18 protein-coding genes are annotated in these 17,099 nt (G+C 70.0%); 9 read left to right on the top strand and 9 right to left on the bottom strand.

What is annotated here, in order from left to right; genetic code table 11:
• Positions 1–90 precede the first annotated feature (90 nt).
• Positions 91–1,527, top strand: a complete 1,437-nt coding sequence (locus tag PIR02_02855; protein WZH37611.1) for an MFS transporter — start codon at positions 91–93, stop codon at positions 1,525–1,527.
• 26 nt (positions 1,528–1,553) lie between these two features.
• On the opposite strand, the gene PIR02_02850 is transcribed toward PIR02_02855, so the two are convergent.
• From PIR02_02850 to PIR02_02835, 4 genes are all read right to left on the bottom strand, one after another.
• Positions 1,554–1,958 carry a VOC family protein gene (locus PIR02_02850; protein WZH37610.1) on the bottom strand — a complete coding sequence of 135 codons (405 nt, stop codon included), beginning with the start codon at positions 1,956–1,958 and terminating at the stop codon, positions 1,554–1,556.
• 48 nt (positions 1,959–2,006) lie between these two features.
• Positions 2,007–2,366 carry a helix-turn-helix transcriptional regulator gene (locus PIR02_02845; protein ID WZH39071.1) on the bottom strand — a complete coding sequence of 120 codons (360 nt, stop codon included), beginning with the start codon at positions 2,364–2,366 and terminating at the stop codon, positions 2,007–2,009.
• Positions 2,367–2,473: 107 nt separating this feature from the next.
• On the bottom strand, positions 2,474–3,172 hold the full coding sequence (locus PIR02_02840) for an SDR family NAD(P)-dependent oxidoreductase (protein WZH37609.1): 699 nt from the start codon (positions 3,170–3,172) through the stop codon (positions 2,474–2,476).
• 151 nt (positions 3,173–3,323) lie between these two features.
• Positions 3,324–4,721, bottom strand: a complete 1,398-nt coding sequence (locus tag PIR02_02835) for a DUF6421 family protein (GenBank protein WZH37608.1) — start codon at positions 4,719–4,721, stop codon at positions 3,324–3,326.
• 108 nt (positions 4,722–4,829) lie between these two features.
• Here PIR02_02835 and PIR02_02830 point away from each other — a divergent pair, with 108 nt between their 5' ends.
• From PIR02_02830 to PIR02_02820, 3 genes are all read left to right on the top strand, one after another.
• Positions 4,830–5,318, top strand: a complete 489-nt coding sequence (locus tag PIR02_02830) for an Lrp/AsnC family transcriptional regulator (protein ID WZH37607.1) — start codon at positions 4,830–4,832, stop codon at positions 5,316–5,318.
• Positions 5,319–5,426: 108 nt separating this feature from the next.
• Entirely contained in the window at positions 5,427–6,590 is a 1,164-nt protein-coding gene (locus tag PIR02_02825; GenBank protein WZH37606.1) for a histidine kinase, read from the top strand.
• 55 nt (positions 6,591–6,645) lie between these two features.
• Entirely contained in the window at positions 6,646–7,296 is a 651-nt protein-coding gene (locus PIR02_02820; GenBank protein WZH37605.1) for a response regulator transcription factor, read from the top strand.
• A gap of 171 nt (positions 7,297–7,467) precedes the next feature.
• On the opposite strand, the gene PIR02_02815 is transcribed toward PIR02_02820, so the two are convergent.
• Entirely contained in the window at positions 7,468–7,977 is a 510-nt protein-coding gene (locus tag PIR02_02815) for a hypothetical protein (protein WZH37604.1), read from the bottom strand.
• A gap of 79 nt (positions 7,978–8,056) precedes the next feature.
• Here PIR02_02815 and PIR02_02810 point away from each other — a divergent pair, with 79 nt between their 5' ends.
• Positions 8,057–8,683 (top strand): 2-phosphosulfolactate phosphatase, encoded by a 627-nt coding sequence (locus tag PIR02_02810; protein WZH37603.1) that lies wholly within the window; start codon positions 8,057–8,059, stop codon positions 8,681–8,683.
• Between the two features lie 147 nt (positions 8,684–8,830).
• On the opposite strand, the gene PIR02_02805 is transcribed toward PIR02_02810, so the two are convergent.
• From PIR02_02805 to PIR02_02790, 4 genes are all read right to left on the bottom strand, one after another.
• Positions 8,831–9,319 (bottom strand): SprT-like domain-containing protein, encoded by a 489-nt coding sequence (locus PIR02_02805; GenBank protein ID WZH37602.1) that lies wholly within the window; start codon positions 9,317–9,319, stop codon positions 8,831–8,833.
• 42 nt (positions 9,320–9,361) lie between these two features.
• Complete coding sequence (locus tag PIR02_02800; protein WZH37601.1) at positions 9,362–9,889, bottom strand: tetratricopeptide repeat protein; 528 nt, start codon at positions 9,887–9,889, stop codon at positions 9,362–9,364.
• A 72-nt stretch (positions 9,890–9,961) separates the two neighbouring features.
• Positions 9,962–10,828, bottom strand: coding sequence for a fused MFS/spermidine synthase (locus PIR02_02795; protein ID WZH37600.1), 867 nt, complete (start codon positions 10,826–10,828; stop codon positions 9,962–9,964).
• Between the two features lie 150 nt (positions 10,829–10,978).
• Complete coding sequence (locus tag PIR02_02790; protein ID WZH37599.1) at positions 10,979–11,971, bottom strand: serine/threonine-protein kinase; 993 nt, start codon at positions 11,969–11,971, stop codon at positions 10,979–10,981.
• Between the two features lie 271 nt (positions 11,972–12,242).
• Here PIR02_02790 and PIR02_02785 point away from each other — a divergent pair, with 271 nt between their 5' ends.
• The 4 genes from PIR02_02785 (at position 12,243) to PIR02_02770 (ending at position 17,060) form a co-directional block, all read left to right on the top strand.
• Positions 12,243–12,905: a helix-turn-helix domain-containing protein gene (locus tag PIR02_02785; protein ID WZH37598.1), complete on the top strand. Its 663-nt coding sequence runs from the start codon at positions 12,243–12,245 to the stop codon at positions 12,903–12,905.
• Positions 12,906–13,291: 386 nt separating this feature from the next.
• Entirely contained in the window at positions 13,292–14,962 is a 1,671-nt protein-coding gene (locus PIR02_02780) for an ABC transporter substrate-binding protein (GenBank protein ID WZH37597.1), read from the top strand.
• A 134-nt stretch (positions 14,963–15,096) separates the two neighbouring features.
• Entirely contained in the window at positions 15,097–16,101 is a 1,005-nt protein-coding gene (locus PIR02_02775) for an ABC transporter permease (GenBank protein WZH37596.1), read from the top strand.
• A 53-nt stretch (positions 16,102–16,154) separates the two neighbouring features.
• Positions 16,155–17,060: an ABC transporter permease gene (locus tag PIR02_02770; GenBank protein WZH39070.1), complete on the top strand. Its 906-nt coding sequence runs from the start codon at positions 16,155–16,157 to the stop codon at positions 17,058–17,060.
• Positions 17,061–17,099 lie beyond the last annotated feature (39 nt).

Genomic DNA, 17,099 nt, shown 5'->3' with positions numbered 1-17,099 from the left:
ATACGGGAGAGGACGGTCTCGCGGGGGCGGGGTGGCGGCCCCCTCCACCGCACCCTGGCCGATGTCGGAGGCCGGGTCTACCGTGTGGCTATGTCCGCCGAATCGTCCCCCGACGCCGTCGTCGCCGCCCCGCCGGCAGGCGGGCACCGCACCTTCCTCGCGGTGCTCGTCAACACCGCCGCGGCCAACGTGACCACGAGCTTCCTGTGGTTCGCGCTGACCTTCTGGGTCTACCTCGAGACGCGGTCGGTCCTCGCGACGGGCATCGTCGGCGGCGCGTACATGTTGCTCCTCGCCGTCTTCGCGATGGTTTTCGGCTCGATCGTCGACCGTCATCGCAAGCACCGCGTCATGCTGTTCTCGGGCCTCGTGACCCTCACGGCGTTCCTCGTCTCCGGGGCGCTCTGGCTGGCGTTCCCCGAGGCTGCTCTGCTCGACCTGGGCGGCCCGTGGTTCTGGGTCTTCTCCGGCGTCATCCTCGCCGGTGCCGTCGTCGAGAACATGCGCAACATCGCGCTGTCGACCACGGTGACCCTGCTGGTCCCGGTCGATCGGCACGCCAACGCGAACGGACTGGTGGGCACGGTGCAGGGGCTCGCCTTCGTGGTGACGAGCGTGTTCAGCGGCCTCTCGGTCGGCTACCTCGGCATGGGGTGGACGCTCGCCATCGCGATCGGACTGACTCTCGCCGCCCTGCTGCACCTCCTGACCATCCGCATTCCCGAGGAGCGGCCCGCCGAGGGTGACGAGCGTGGGCCGATGGTCGACCTGGCCGGGGCGGTCCGTGCCGTCCGCGCCGCTCCCGGACTCTTCGCGCTCATCGTCTTCTCGACGTTCAACAACCTCATCGGCGGCGTTTACATGGCGCTGATGGACCCGTACGGCCTCGAGATGTTCACCGTCCAGGTGTGGGGCATCGTCCTCGGCGTCACCGCGACGGGATTCATCATCGGGGGTGGTCTGGTCGCGAAATTCGGTCTCGGGCGAAACCCGATTCGCACCATGCTCTGGATCGTGATCGCGATGGGTGTGCTCGGCGCCCTCTTCACGCTCCGCGACTGGTGGTGGCTCTACGTCGCGGGCATCTGGATCTACATGGCGCTCATCCCTCCCGTCGAAGCCGCCGAGCAGACGGTCATCCAGAAGGTCGTGCCCTTCGCCACGCAGGGACGCGTCTTCGGTTTCGCGGCCGCATTCGAGTCGGCCGCGGCTCCGGTCACGTCGTTCCTCATCGCTCCGATCGCCGAGTTCGCGATCATCCCCTACATGGATGGTGACGAAGGACGCGCGACGTGGGGCTGGCTGCTCGGCGACGGCGACTCTCGCGGGATCGCGCTCGTCTTCGTCTTCGCGGGCCTGTTCATGGTCGTCGCGGCATCGCTCGCGTTCCTCACGCGGTCCTACCGCATCCTCTCGCGGCAGTACCGCACGGCAGAGACCGACGCCGACGTCGGGAAGCGGACCGTCGGCACCGCGTCCGCGGACGCCGGCGATGAGGTGGCAGCGCCGTCGAACGAGACGATCTGAGCGATCCCCGCGCCCGGTGGGCGTGGTCAGGCCTGCTGCAGGCGGATCAGGTTTCCGGCGGGGTCGCGGACGGCGGCATCGCGAACGCCCCAGAACTGGTCGGTGGGTTCCTGCACGACCTCGGCACCGGGCGCCGCGGCGACGGCGTCGAAGAGGGCGCTCAGATCATCGGTGCGAAACTGCACCGGCCCCAGTTCGCCTTTCGCCAAGAGGCGCGCGAGCGCCTCACCGTCTTCCGCGGAGCGGCCCGCTTGCGGTTCGGACAACACGATCTGCGTGCGGGGGTCGGCGGGCGAGGTCAGGGTCACCCAGTGGAAGCCCCCGTTCTCGACCTCGCTTTGCACGACGAGTCCGAGGGCATCGCGGTAGAAGGCCGTCGCCGTGGCCGTGTCATCGACGTAGATGTGGACGAGAGCGAGTGTGGTGGTCATGGCTCGACGTTAGAGCGAGGACGCCGACAGCCGCTTCTCCAAAACTGCTCACGTCGTGCGCGTGTCCTTTCGCGGTCGCGTGAGGATGCGCGCCTCGCACGGCGGGATGGTCCGTAGCGCGTCGTGATCGGCCGATCGATACTCCGAGGGGGTCACCCCGACGATCTGACGGAAGCTCGCCGAGAACGACCCCAAGCTGGTGCAGCCGACGGCGATGCATGTCTCGGTGACCGACAGATCTCCCCGCCGCAACAGCGCTTTCGCTCTCTCGATGCGCCGGGTCATGAGGTAGGAGTACGGCGTCTCGGAGTAGGCCGCCCGGAAAAGACGACTGAAGTGCGCGCTTGACATCAGGGCGGAGCGGGCGAGCTCGCCGACGTCGAGCGGATGTGCGAAGTCGCGGTCCATCCGGTCCCGTGCGCGGCGCAGGCGCGCGAGGTCCTCGAGCGTGATGGTTCTGCCCGGCTCCGTAACCCCCTCGGCCGTCAGCCGGTGCGGCGGCTCGGACGGCGCCGTCATTCCGGCCCCTCGATGGCGATGACCACGTCGTTCCAGGCGACCGCCTCGTCGTCCCAGAGGGCGACGACCGATGCGGCCAGAGCGTCCTCGAGGCCCTCGAGGCTCTTGACCCGGAAGACGACGCCCGCGGCTGTCTGCGCGTGGCCCTCGTCTCGCGCGTGCGTGGCGTATCCCTGACCGACGGCGCGCACCCATGTCTCCGACGCCGCTTTCACGGTGGCGTAGTTCGCACCGCCCGCGAGGGGGCGCGCGACAGCGGTCGACGACACGATCGCGAGGCGGCCGGCATCCGAGGCTCGAAGGTCTTCGTCGAAAGCCCGGCTCACGTGCCGAAGCGCGGTGAGCGAGCGCAGCAGGACCTCGAAGTCCTCATCGCTCTGCCCGGCGAGCCCGCCGCCGCCTCTCCAGCCGCCGACCAGGTGGAGCACGCCGTCGACCGTCCCGTGGGCGGTGTGCACGCGGTCGCGCAGCGCATCGACGGCATCCGCGTCGGTGAGATCGCAGCGCTCGACCGCGACGCCGGGGAGTTCCTCCGCCACGGCGGAGAGCCGCTCATCGTTGCTCCCGACGACCACGACGCGGGCACCCGCGACGAGCAGGGCTCGCGCGGTCGCTCGTCCCGCGGCGCTCGTTCCCCCGGCCAGGAGGACCAGCCGATCCCGTACGCCTTCGTCCGTCGTCATCGCGTCGCTCATCGTCGCCCCCCTCCTCCAGTGTGTCTGCCGACGCGCTCCGCGTCGAGGGGCCACCGGGGTCTCGACTTCTCCACGAAACGCCGGGGAGCGTCGCGCCGTGGCGGCGTTCCGGGAGATGCGGTTGCGGTTTCCCGTGCCGCGAGCTCGCGTCTCAGTTGGAGCCGCGAATGCCCTCGGTCGAGGCGATCACGGGACGCATCTTCTTCTCCAGCGCCTCGAAGAACATCGACAGCGGGAATTCGTCGTCGAGCACGGCGTCGGTGTACCCCTTCGGCAGGCCCGCGAGCACGTCGTCGGGAAGGCCCCGAGCCCACACCGAAGCCGGGTGGGGTGTGACGACAGCGCGCACCAGGTCGTACGCGGCCAGCCAGTGCGCCGTCTTCGGGCGGTCGATGGAGCGCCAATAGAGTTCGTCGATCGCGTCGGCGAGAGCGATGACCGCGGCAGGCACCTCGTCCCAGTCGAACGCGAGCGAGGTGTCGGTCCAGTGCAGCACCCGCCGCTGGTGCAGCCAGGCGAACAGCAACTGTCCGCCGAGACCGTCGTAGTTGCGCACGCGCGATCCGGTGATGGCGAAGCGGAAGATCCGGTCGAAGATCACCGCGTACTGCACGAGACCGGCGTGGTCGCGCATCGCCTGCTCGGCGGCATCCAGGTCGTCACGCGCTGCCAGTCGTGCCTGCAGGGCGACGCACTCGCGGAACGCCGTGAGGTCGCAGCGCAGCTCCTCGAGCGAGTAGAGGAAGAACGGCATCCGCTGCTTGATCATGAAGGGGTCGAACGGCAGGTCGCCGCGCATGTGGGTGCGGTCGTGGATGAGGTCCCACATCACGAACGTCTGCTCGGTCAGGGCTTGGTCATCGAGCATGCGCGCCGCGTCGGCCGGGAGTTCGAGCTTGGTGATGTCCGCGGCCGCGCGGGTCACGCGGCGGTAGCGAGCGGCCTCGCGATCCTGGAAGATCGCACCCCACGTGAACGTCGGGATGTCGCGCATCGCCACGGTCTCGGGGAACAGCACCGCCGAGTTCGTGTCGTACCCCGGAGTGAAGTCGATGAGCCGCAGGGAGACGAACAGGCGGTTGGTGTACTCGGTCTCCAGCCGGGCGATGAACTCGGGCCAGATCGCTTCCACGAGGAGGGCTTCGACGTGTCGGTCGCGGGAGCCGTTCTGGGTGTACATCGGGAAGACGACCAGGTGACGGATGCCGTCGACCCTGTGCTCCTGGGGCTGGAACGCCACGAGAGAGTCGAGGAAGTCGGGAACCCCGAGGCCCTGATCACGCCAGCGGCGGAAGTCGGCGACCGAGGCCTCGAGGTAGGCCGTGTCGTGAGGGAAGAGCGGGGTCAGGATCTCAATGGACTCGACGATGTCGTCGAGGAGCGGACCGGCGGCGACGGCGTCGGCGATCGATCCGTCGGAGGCCTGCAGCTCCTGCAGCGCGACGGTGGCGTCCTTGAGCTGCGCCCAGGCGGGGGTCTGCTCGACGTCATCGACGGACCGACCGTCGAGCAGATCGTGCGCTGCACGGGAAGGCGTCGCGATTGTCATGGCTTCCTCCGACATAGGCGGTAAAAATTACGGTCGATAGACGATGCTAACGGAAAACTTACGGATCATGGAAGAGGCGAGATGCGGGCCCCTGGTACTGTCGACCCCATGACCGAGGCCCCTGCCCGCGCTGCGCGCCTCGAGGACTCCATCGATGCGGCGATCGTCCGCGAGATCTCACTCGACGCACGCGCGACGCTGTCCCACCTGTCGGAGCGCGTGGGCCTGTCGGTCTCGGCCGTGCAGTCGCGGCTCCGTCGCCTTGAAGCGCGCGGCATCGTGCGGGGCTACCGTCCCGTCCTCGACGCGGAGGCGCTCGGGCGGCCTCTCGCCGCCTTCGTCGAGATCACCCCGCTCGATCCGGCGCAGCCCGACAACGCCCCCGAGCTTCTCGCGCATCTCACGGCCATCGAGGCGTGTCATTCCATCGCGGGAGAGGCAGCGTACATGCTGTTCGTCCGCGTCCCCACCCCTCGCGACCTCGAGGCGTTGATCCGCGACATCCGCGCCGCCGCCCACGTGAACACGCGCACCACGATCGTGCTGCAGACGTTCTTCGAGGCGCGTCCCATCGAGCCCGCGGACTTCCCGTCCTGACGCCGGATCACCCGACTCCTCCTTCACACGCCGCGTCATCCGCACGCGGTCCCCGGATACATCGGGAGAGGGATGCCTCGCCCCCCACCGATCTGTAGCGTTGCCGCGATGCTCTCCCTTCGCCCCCTCCGTCGCTATCAGGAGGTCACCGATCTCGTGGTGGCCGGCTTCTTCGGCCTGGTCGCCCTCGCGTTCGAGCTCGCGGTGGACGCCGCCTCCCCGCTCGTGAGCGTGGGGGTGCCGTTGATGGTCGTGGCATTCACCGGCGCGGCGGCGTTGCGTCGTCTGAGCCCGGGCCTGGCCCTCGCCCTCGCCTGGGTCGGTGCGGTGCTGCAGATGGGGCTCGGCCGTCAGCCGTCGCCGACCGACGTGGCGGTGTTCGCCGTGTTGTACACGACCGCGGCATACGGCTCCCGCCGGGTGTTCTGGGCCGGATTCGCCTCGGCGGTCGGCGGTGCCGTCGTGGTGACGCTGTACCTCGTGGTCCGGTCGTTGACAGCCCCGATCCTCGCCAACGACGTCTTCGCGATCGTCGCCGTGCTGCTCGCGGCCGCCTTCGCCCTTCTCCTGGCCTGGGTGACGGGAGCGCTCGTGCGCACGGCGATCCGCGCGAGCGCGAACAGTCGCGCCCAGCGGATCGCGGAGGCCGAGACCATCGCCGAGCAGCAGCGTGTGCGTATCGCCCGCGACATGCACGATGTGGTGGCCCACTCGCTCGCGGTCGTGATCGCCCAGGCCGACGGGGCGCGCTACGCGGCGGCGGCGGATCCGGATGCCGCGACCGCCGCCCTCGCGACGATCTCGACCACCGCGCGGGCGGCGTTGACCGATGTGCGTCAGCTCCTCACCCAGCTACGCCACACGCAGGCGGACGGCCCGCAGCCTCGGCTCACCGACCTCGACGCGCTCTACGCCCACGTGCGCGCCGCCGGGGTCGACCTCGCGGTAGACGTCGACCCGTCCCCGCCGGGAGAACCGCCTGCGGCGATCCAGCTCGCGGTGTACCGCATCCTGCAGGAGGCTCTGACGAATGCGCTCCGCCACGGCGTCGACCGACGCGTCGACGTGCATCTCGGCTGGTTGCCGGACCGCGTCGAGATCCTGGTGCGCAACCGTCGGGCCGTCGATGCGGCGGCGGCGCCCGGCCCCGGCGGACACGGCCTCATCGGAATGCGTGAGCGCGCGCAACTGGTCGGCGGCCAGATGGCGGCGGAGCCGCAGGGAGAGTACTTCGTCGTGCGGGCAAGCCTGCCGGTGGGGGCCCCGCTATGACGCTCACCCGCACGCGGGATACTCGAGAGAGCGACCACCGAGAGGAACCCCCGGCGTGACCACCCCCGTACGCATCGTTCTCGTCGACGATCAGGCGCTGTTCCGCGCCGGCATCCGCATGGTCATCGACTCGCAACCCGACCTCGAGATCGTCGGCGAGGCGTCGGATGGACGCGAGGGGATCGACCTCGTGCGGGCGACCCGGCCCGACCTCGTCCTGATGGATGTGCGGATGCCCGTCATGGACGGCCTGACCGCCACCGCGGAGATCCTCCGCGAGGCGGACCCGCCTCGCGTGGTCGTGCTCACGACGTTCGACCTCGACGAGGCCGCCGCGCGCGCGATCCAACGCGGTGCGAGCGGCTTCCTGCTGAAGGACTCCGAGCCGGAGTTCCTCCTGTCGGCGATCCGCACCGTCCACGCCGGATCCGCCGTCATCGCCGCCGAGGCCACACGTGAGCTTTTCGCGCACATCGCGGAGAACGGCACCACCGATCCCGTGCCGTCGAGCTACGACGAACTCACCGAACGCGAGCGCGAGATCTTCGCCCTGGCGGCCGCGGGACTGAGCAACAGTGAGATCGCCACCCGGGAGTACCTCTCCGAGGCGACGGTGAAGACGCACATCAGTCGCATCCTGTCGAAGCTGTCGCTGCGGGACCGCGTGCAACTCGTCGTCTTCGCGTACCGCCACGGTCTCGTCTGACGCGGCACGCCCGGGCCCTGGGCGCTCACCTGCCGGCGGCACCTCCGCGCATCTGGGCGCGACGCGTGCAGCGCTGACTCTTCGCCGCGCTCCGTGGTAACGCGCAGCGCCTCCCGTGGCCGCGCAGCGCCTCCCGCGGCCTCGCGGCTCGGCTCGTCGGCGCTCGTGCCGTCAGTCGCTGATTCGGTCCTCGGCTTCGGGGTCGTACGCCCACGTCGGCGCGAGAGCGCGGATGCGGACCTCCCGCCACTGCCACATGGCCCAGAGTCCGGGCCACAGCACGGGCGCCGCGGCACCGCCGATGGTGAGGCGTTCACGCCAGAGCGTCTTTCCCGGTTCGCCGGGTGCGTCGGACACCGCCATCTGGTGATCCCACACGTCCAGCGAGGCGAGGGGACCGGTCAGCGGAACGCCCCAGTCGCGGAACACCCGGACGCGACCATGCCCATCGGTCGCCTCGCGGTCGGCGACCGAGATGAGCTGGCGCCCGAGAGGGAGGGCCCCGGCGAGGCTCATCTGCACGGGGACGTCGTCGCCCGATGAGAACGAGGTCGGCATCTCGCCGAGCGCGTCGATGTCGAGAAGCGGCCCGTACAACTCGGCGATCGCGCGTGGCGAGTGCAGCGCACGCCAGGCGGCATCCGGATCGCAGTCGATGACGAACTTCAACAGAATGCGCATGCGGGCATTCTGCCCGACGAGGCCCGTACCGCGCCCGGGTTGACGGCGAACGATCGCGCACCCGCCGTAGGCTCGAGGGATGCCGCACGCCAGCGCCCCGCACGCCCAAGCGACGTATCAGGTCCGTCTCGACTGGGGCCTCGACGGCCTCCGGCGCCTGGCTCCGGCCGATGTGGTCGTCATCGTCCAGACGCTCGGGCTCTCCTCCGACGCGCTGGCGGCCATCGAAACCGGTGAGACCCTCGCGGTGGAGGGCCTCTCGGCCGAGAGCCTCGTCCGCGCGGCGGCCGAGGGCGGGACGCACGTCGTCGTCGGCGGCATCCGCAACGCCGCTGCCGTGGCAGAGCACATCCTCGGCGTCCAGCGGGCTCGCGCGGCGCGCACGAGCGTCGCGCTCATCGCCGTCGGGTATCCCGGAGACACGGATGCCGCGGCCCTCCGTTTCGCCGTCGACGACCTCCTCGGTGCCGGGGCCGTCATCGCCGCGCTCGGCGACCTCGGCATCGACCACGCCTCGCCGGACGCGGCCGTCGCGGGAGAGGGGTATCGCGCTCTCCGCGGAGCCACGCGCCACCTGCTCTCGGCGAGCGGAACCGGCCGAGCCCTGGCCGACGCCGGGCGGTCGCGCGTGGTGCGTGATGCCGCCGCGCGGGATGCGGCATCCGTCGTCCCGGTCCTCGTCGACGCAATCCTCCGCGCCGCCTGACGCGGCGTCGTCCGCGCCGCTCGGCTGCCCGCGTGACCCGCCGGCCCCGCACGGCCCCCATCGCCTCACGTGCCGCCCCACACGGCCCCGCCCCCTCGCGCGCCGACCCACGCGCGGCACCGCGAGCCCGCCCGGTCGCCCGATGGGTCAGCGCGGAGTCGCCGCCGCGACCCGCGCGGCGGGAGTGATCTCGCGACGCTCCCACGAGAGCGCGAAGCGCGGGTCGAAGTGCGGCGCGCACTTCGCGCACGAGGTGGGACGTGTGGCGCGACGGTGCCGATACGCCACGTGGCCCGAGGGGCAGGTGCCGACCCAGGGGGCGAGCTCGTTGGCCGTCTCGCCGGCGTGGGTCGTGCCGCCGATGTAGCCGAGGTCGCGCGCCGTGCGCTTCCACGCGGGTCCGTGTCCGGCTGTCGCCCCCGCCACCGCGTGAGCGACCTCATGCAGGAGCGTCTGGTGGTTGGTGTCGTCGTCGTATCGGGCGGCGAGGTAGCGCGACACGCTGATGCGGCGACGGCTGTAGTCGCACAGCCCCGCGCGACGTTTGGCGTTGTCGAAGGCGAACGACCACGAGTCGTCGAGGTGGAGGGCGATCAGCGCCTCCGCCCACAAACGCACACGCTGCAGATCGGACATGATCGGAAGGTTAGACGGGGGCTCCGACGTCGGTCGGTGCGGTCAGCTCGCGACGACCTCGCGCGAGCGTCGCCGGTCGGCGGCGTCGATGGCGAGCAGGATCGACTCGAGCTGGGCGTCGGTGGCGCCGGCGTTCTGGCGAAGGAAGAGCGCGCGTTTGAAGTCGCGGCGCGCGCTGTCGTAATCGCCTTCGTCGTAGTGGACCTTGCCGCGGTGCTGCAAGGCGAACGCGGCGATGCTCGCCCAGTTCTGTCCCTCGGCCTCTTCGGCGCACATCGTCAGCTCCTGCTCGGCGGCGGCATAGGCGCCACGGCACTGCATGATCGTCGCGTGCAGGATGCGCGCGCGCAGCAGATCGCGGCGCGTGCCGGCCATGCGGGCGACGCGCACCGACTGCTCGGAGATCGAGAGGGCCTCGTCGAAGCGGTCGAGGACCTTCAACAGCCATACGCGTTCGAGGAGGGCCGGAAGGCTGCGCTGGGAGCCGATCTCGTCGAGACGCTCCGCGCACTCACGAGAGTCAGTGATCTCGCGCAACGTGTCGGGGTCGTACCCGCGGATATAGCTCACCGTCGCTCCTCTCGAATGGTCGATGTCCTCCAGTCTGCGTCGCGGAGGCCGATGTGCCCAGTCGCCACGCGGTCAGCGTTCGAACAGGGATGCCGAGGGCTTCGGCGAGGGGGTCGCATCGGCGTCGGTGGCCGGGCGGGCGCCTCTGACGAACTCGACGATCTCTGCGCCCTGCGACACCTTCGCGGGGTGAGGCCCGGCGGCCATGAGGCGCGGGAGCCACTCGACGGGGAGGCGAGCGGCGGAGGCGGCGATGACGAGGTTGCCGAAGCGGCGACCCTTGAGAACCTGCACTTCCGCGAGCACGATCACCTCGGGCAGCACCTCGCGGACGGTCGCCACCTGCTTGCGCGCGAAGGCGAGCCCCGGGCCGTCGGAGACGTTGACCAGGAGTACGCCGTCGGGGGCGAGAAGTCCCGCGGCCTCGCGGTAGAACTCCACCGTGGTCAGGTGCGCGGGCGTCTGGGCACCCGAGTACACGTCGCTGACCAGCAGGTCGACCGCCCCGGTCAACCCGGCGGGGAGGCGGGAGAGCCCGCTGCGGGCATCGCCGATGCGCACGCGGATCGCCGCTCCGCGGGGGAGCGGGAGGTTCTCGCGCACGAGGTCCCAGAGGGCCGGTTCCAGCTCGATCACCTGCTGGCGCGAGCCCGGTCGCGTGACCTCGACGTAACGGGGGAGCGTGAGGGCGCCCGCGCCGAGGTGGACCGCGGTCAGGGGCTGGCCTGGCATCCGGAGTCTGTCGATGACGGCGCCCATGCGGGCGACGTACTCGAAGTGCAGGTGCGTGGGGTCGTCGAGGTCGACGTGGGATTGCGGGGTGCCATCGACGACGAGCTCGAACCCCGAGACGAAGCCCGAGGGGGACACGCGCGCGATCGAGCCGTCCGACAGTCGAGCGGTCGGGGCGTCGTCGGGTTCGATGCGCATGCGAGCCATGCCTCCACGGTAGGCCTATCCGCACCGTTCGAAGGGGCGCCCTCGCACCGAGGAGCGGGAGAGAGGGTCGTCGCGGGGCGGGAGCCGGAGGAGGCGAGTCGGAAAGCACGGGCGGCGCACACGACTCCGCGGTCTGGAGCGACCAGACGCTCAGCGGTAGTGCGTCACCCAGGCCCAGACGGCGCGCCGCCGCCGATAGCCCGACGCGGTCTCGCGGGATTGGTCGATCGCTCGCAGTGCGGCGATCGGCTCGGCCGCCTCCGGCGTTTCCGCGGGAACAGACACCGGCGCGGGGAGCCTCTCCCCGCCGCGCAGTTCAGCCGCGAGGTCGGCCACCTCCGCGGCGGTGGGGCGCTTGTGCGGATCGGGGTCGGTCATGGCCGTGAGCAACAGCTCCCATTCGTACCCGAAGCGCGTGGGGACCTCCGGGTCGTACGACAGCGGGGTGAGGAGGAGCTCCTGCACGGCGCCACCGCTGAGGGTGCGTTCGCCGGTCAAGGCCTCCATCGCGAGGAGTCCGAGGGCGTACACGTCGGATGCCGGCTGGGGTTTTCCGCCGCTGACCTGTTCCGGAGGGAGGTAGTCGTCGAGATCCTCGGGCGACCTCGCCGCGTGCTCCTGGACCGCGTGGCCCAGGAGGTGACTGATGCGGAACTCGGCGAGGACCCCGCGGAAGGGGACCGGGGCGTTGCGAAGGGGACGGAGGAGGACGTTCGACGAGGTCACGTGCTGGTGCACGATCCCCGCGTCGTGGATGGTTGCGAGCCCCTCCGCGATGTTCTGGAGAAGGGAGGCCGCGTGTGCGGGCGTGAGGGGCCCGGTCGTGTCGAGGTGATCGCGGAGGGAAGGACCGGCGATCAACTCCATCACGAGGTAGCCCCGACCCTCCGGCGTGAGGTGGGCGTCGTAGAGGGTCACCAGAGACGGGTGATCCCTCGCCGTGAGCGCGCGCGCTCCCGCCAGGCGGCGGGGGTGGGCCGAGGCGGCTGCGGGGTCGAGGTGGAAGATCTTCAGGGCGACGTCGCGGGCGAGGAGGTCGTCTCGCACCCGGTAGACGTCTCCCTCGCCGTCATGGCGGAGGGCCTGGATCACGCGGTACCGACCCGCGAAGACGTCTCCGAGCCGGGGGAGGACAGAGCCCACGGTGCGACTGCCTCCGTCCTCCGCCCGGGGGCCCTGTTCTCGGTGATCGAGGGTGGGGAGTCTCACGAGGGGATGCCGCCGTCTGCGAACATGACGGCGACGTCCGGGATGTCGCTGTCGATACCCATGAGACACTCCCCGTGGCTCTACCGGTCTGAGAGACCGCAACGGGTGGAGAATTGGGGGGCGCCAGCCCGTTGCGGTCGCTCAAACGCTACTGAGTGAAATTATTCCGGGCCAGCCGATGACAAGGGGACGGAGGGGAGGCATAATGTCTGATCTTCAGCGCCGGGCAGATGCCTTCGCCGCACTCGGGGATCCGGGTCGCCTGCGCATCGTCGATCTGCTCTCGATCGGCGATCTGTCCCCCAGCGAGATCGCCCGCTCGCTCGGAATGAAGTCCAACCTCGTCGCCTTCCACGCGAATGTGCTGCACGATCGCGGGATCGTGCGCCGCGTGCGGTCCGAGTCGGACGGCCGCCGCAGCTATCTCCAGCTCATCCCGGAGGTCTTCTCGACCCTGTCTCTCGCGCCGCGGCGCGTGGAGGGTCGTGTCGTGTTCGTCTGCACGGCGAACTCCGCCCGCTCGCAGCTGGCGCAGGCGATCTGGGGTGCGCACAGTGCGATCCCGGCGGCGTCGGCCGGCACGCACCCCGGTGAGCGCGTGAACCCGGGCGCGATCGAGGCGGCGGGCCGGCACGGCATCCCCCTCGACGGCGATGCGGTGCCGCGTGCGCTCGAAGACGTCGTGCGCCCCGGCGATTTCCTCGTCAGCGTCTGCGATCAGGCCCACGAGCTCATCCGGGGGCGTGACGACGTCCACTGGTCCATCCGCGACCCCGCCCGCAGTGGCAGCGACGCGGCTTTCGATCAGACCGTCGCGGAGCTGCGTTCCCGCATCGCGCGCGTGGCGCCGCAGCTCACCGCCGCCTAGCGGGTCGGCGCAGGAGCGGAACCCGGAGGGGCGTCGATCGGATCGCCGCGACCGGCCCGCAGTCGTCGTCCGCGATGCGCACGAGGGCGTGTTCGACGATCTCGGCGACACCGCCGTGTTGCCGTCGAGAACATCGCTCCTCGCGCGACGACCGCGGTGAGCGAAACGCTTCGCGGCGGGTCGGAGGAGTGCGCGAAGTGGACCGAACGGGCCGTATCGGTGCGACAAGATGCCCGCGAACTCGAAACACGATCGATACACACGGGCAATGGGCAGCGCGCACCGCGACCTGTACGGTCGGTGCAACAGCAAGCGGAGCGCGGCACGACGTCGTGACAGCGCCGTCGTTCTCCTCCTTTCCTCCCCCCGGAAGGCACAAACGAAAAATGCTACGAAACCTCCGTTCCCGTGCGCTCGCGGTCGGTGCGACCGTCGCGATCGGCGCCCTGGCCCTCGCGGGCTGCACGAGCCAACGTGACGACAACGGCGGCGGCGGTGAGGCCGGCGGCGACGTCGACTCCACCTTCGTCTTCGGCGCCTCGGGCGACCCGTCGAGCCTCGACCCCGCCTTCGCGAGCGACGGGGAGTCGTTCCGCATCTCGCGGCAGATCTTCGAGGGCCTCGTCGGCGTCGAATCGGGCACGGCCGATCCCGCCCCGATGCTCGCCGAGAGCTGGACGCAGTCCGACGACGGTCTGTCGTACACGTTCCAGCTCAAAGAGGGTGTGACGTTCCACGACGGCACCGAGTTCAACGGCGACGCCGTGTGCTTCAACTTCGACCGGCAGAACAACTTCACCGGCATCGCCCAGTCGGAAAGTCTCTCCTACTACTGGGGCAAGATCATGCGGGGCTACGCCGACACCGGTACCTCGATCTACGGCGGCTGCACGGCAGCGAGCCCGACCGAGGTCACGATCACCCTCACCGAACCGTTCGCCGGGTTCATCCCCGCGCTCTCGCTCCCCGCCTTCGCGATCCAGAGCCCCACCGCCCTGCAGGAGTACAAAGCCGACGATGTGGGCGGCACCTCCGAGGCACCGACCCTCAGCGAATACGCGCAGGCCCACCCCACCGGTACCGGTCCCTTCAAATTCGACTCGTGGGAGCCCGGGGCCGAAGCCACGGTCTCCGCGTACGACGGCTACTGGGGCGAGCAGGGGCAGGTGCAGCAGGTCATCTTCCGCGTGATCGGCGACACCACCGCCCGCCGTCAGGCCCTCGAGTCGAGCTCGATCGACGGCTACGACCTCGTCGCGCCGGCCGATCTGGGTGCGCTGGAGAGCGCGGGCTACATGCTCACCAACCGCGACCCGTTCAACATCCTGTACCTCGGGATGAACCAGGCGAATCCCGCGCTCGGCGACATCCGCGTCCGCCAGGCCATCGCCCACGCCATCGACAAGGAGCAGCTGGTCACCCAGGTGCTGCCCGAGGGCACGACCGTGGCATCCCAGTTCATGCCCGACAGCGTCATCGGCTTCAACTCCGGCGTGACGACGTACGACTTCGACCAGGAAGCCGCGAAGTCGCTCCTCGCCGAGGCGGGCTTCACCGAGGCCAACCCGCTGACGCTGACCTTCAACTACCCGGTCAACATCTCGCGGCCCTACATGCCGAACCCCGAGCAGATCTTCACCAACCTTCAGTCGCAGCTGCAGGCCGTCGGGATTGTCGTCAACCCGGTCTCGAACGAGTGGGGCGAGTACCTCGACCTCATCCAGGGCGGCAGCGACCACGGCATCCACCTCCTCGGCTGGACCGGCGACTACAACGACCCCGACAACTTCGTGGGGACGTTCTTCGGTGCGTCCTCGAACGAGTGGGGCTTCGACAACGCCGAGCTCTTCTCGGCCCTCACCTCGGCCCGCGGCCTCGCGACCGAGGCCGAGCAGGACCCGGCCTACCAGGCGGTGAACGAGCAGATCGCGACGTTCCTGCCCGGCATCCCGCTCGCGAACCCCGTGCCGACGCTTGCGTTCGCACCGCGCGTGAAGTCGTACCCGGCCAGCCCCGTGCAGGACGAGGTCTACAACGAGATCGAACTCACGGAGTGATCCGGATGCCGTGGGCTCCGCGCCGCCGAGGTGGCGGAGCCCACGGCTCACGGATGCCGCTGACCCCGCGCCGCTTCCGGCGCCGGGGTCTGCGGTCTCCCGCATCCCCCGCTCCCGACACCCTGTGAGAATCCGTGCTCCGCACCATCGGCAGGCGCCTGCTCCTGCTCATCCCCACTCTGTTCGGTCTGTCCATCCTGCTCTTCGCCTGGGTGCGAGCTCTTCCCGGCGGACCCGCTGTCGCTCTCCTCGGTGAGCGCGCGACCCCCGCGGCCGTCGAGCGCATCAATGAGCTCTACGGCTTCAACGAACCGCTCTACGTGCAGTACTTCACGTGGCTCGGTCGTCTGCTCACCGGCGACTTCGGTTCCTCGATCCAGACGGGCCGTCCCGTTCTCGAGGAGTTCGTGCGCCGCTTCCCCGCCACCCTCGAGCTCTCGATCGCCGCCCTCATCGTGGCCGTGGGCATCGGCATCCCGCTCGGCTATTGGGCCGCGCGACGCCACGGCAAGGTGTGGGACCACACGGCCGTGGTGCTCAGCCTCATCGGCATCACGATCCCGGTGTTCTTCCTCGCGTTCATCCTCAAGTACGTCTTCGCGGTGCAGTTGGGCTGGCTGCCCTCCGACGGGCGGCAGAACCCTCGCATCGACGCGACGCACTACACGAACCTGTACGTCTTCGACGGGCTCATCACGGGCGAGTTCGACGCGTCGTGGGATGCCATCCTCCACCTCGTCCTGCCGGCCATCGCCCTCGGCACGATCCCGCTCGCGATCATCGTGCGCATCACACGCGCCTCCGTGCTCGAGGTGCAGAACGCCGACTACGTCCGCACGGGGCGGGCGAAGGGCATCGGGACCGGGACGCTGCGCAACCGCTTCATCCTGCGCAACGCGATGCTTCCCGTCATCACCACGGTGGGCCTGCAGGCGGGCCTGCTCATCTCGGGGGCGGTGCTCACCGAGACGGTGTTCGCCTTCCCGGGCATCGGGCAGTTCCTCGCGAGGGCGATCTTCACGCGCGATTTCCCCGTGCTGCAGGGCTTCATCATCTTCATCGCGATCGCGTACGCGTTCATCAACCTGCTGGTCGACCTGTCGTACAGCCTCATCGACCCGAGAGTGAGAGTCCAGTGAGCTCTTCGATCCTCCCTCCCGCTCCCAGCGGCGGTCCCGTCGATGACAACGCCATCGTCGACGGTCAGCTCCTCGCGGCGCAGTCTCGCGGTGGCGGGTTCTGGCACGACGTCTTCCAGCGCTTGCGCCGGAGTCCCGTCGCCTGGATCGGCGCGATCATCGTGCTGGCGTTCCTGCTGGTGGCGGCCCTCGCGCCTCTGCTGGCGCCCTACCCGGCCGAGTCGCTCCCGGGGCAGCGTTTCATCACCCCGACCGACATCCCCGGCCCGGGCGAGATGGCGGAGTTCCCCCTCGGCCTCGACCGTTTCGGCGGCGACGTGCTGTCCAAGCTCATCTGGGGGGCGCAGGCGTCGCTGCAGATCGGTGTGATCTCCACCGCCATGGGCCTTCTCGGCGGCATGGCGTTGGGACTGCTCGCCGGGATGTTCGGCGGGTGGGTCGACGCGGTCGTCATGCGTTTCGTCGACATCCTGCTGTCGGTGCCGAACCTGCTGCTCGCCGTGTCGATCGCCGCCATCCTCGGGCAGAGCCAGCTCGCGATCATGATCGCCATCGGGGCGTCACAGGTGCCGGTGTTCGCGCGGCTCCTGCGAGCGTCGATGCTCCAGCAACGCGGCGCCGACTACGTGCTGTCGGCGCAGACCCTCGGCCTCAGTCGCCGCACGATCACGATGACCCACGTGCTGCCCAACAGCGTCGGCCCGGTCATCGTGCAGGGAACGCTCACGCTCGCGACCGCCGTGATCGACGCCGCCGCGCTGTCGTTCCTCGGTCTCGGAGGCGGGCTCCCGCAGACCGCCGAGTGGGGCCGCATGCTCACCTATGCCCAGGTCGAGCTCGCGATCGCGCCGTGGCTGGCGTTCCTCCCCGGCATCTGCATCGCGGTCACCGCTTTGGGCTTCACCCTGCTGGGGGAGTCGCTCCGCGAGTCGATGGATCCACGCACCCGCGCGCGCTAGCGCGCGTCGCTCCTCCGGCCCCGCCCGGCTCGCTGGCGC

This window comes from Microbacterium enclense (assembly GCA_038182865.1).
GTDB lineage: Bacteria > Actinomycetota > Actinomycetes > Actinomycetales > Microbacteriaceae > Microbacterium > Microbacterium enclense_B.
This window is presented reverse-complemented; position numbering and strand designations above follow the sequence as displayed.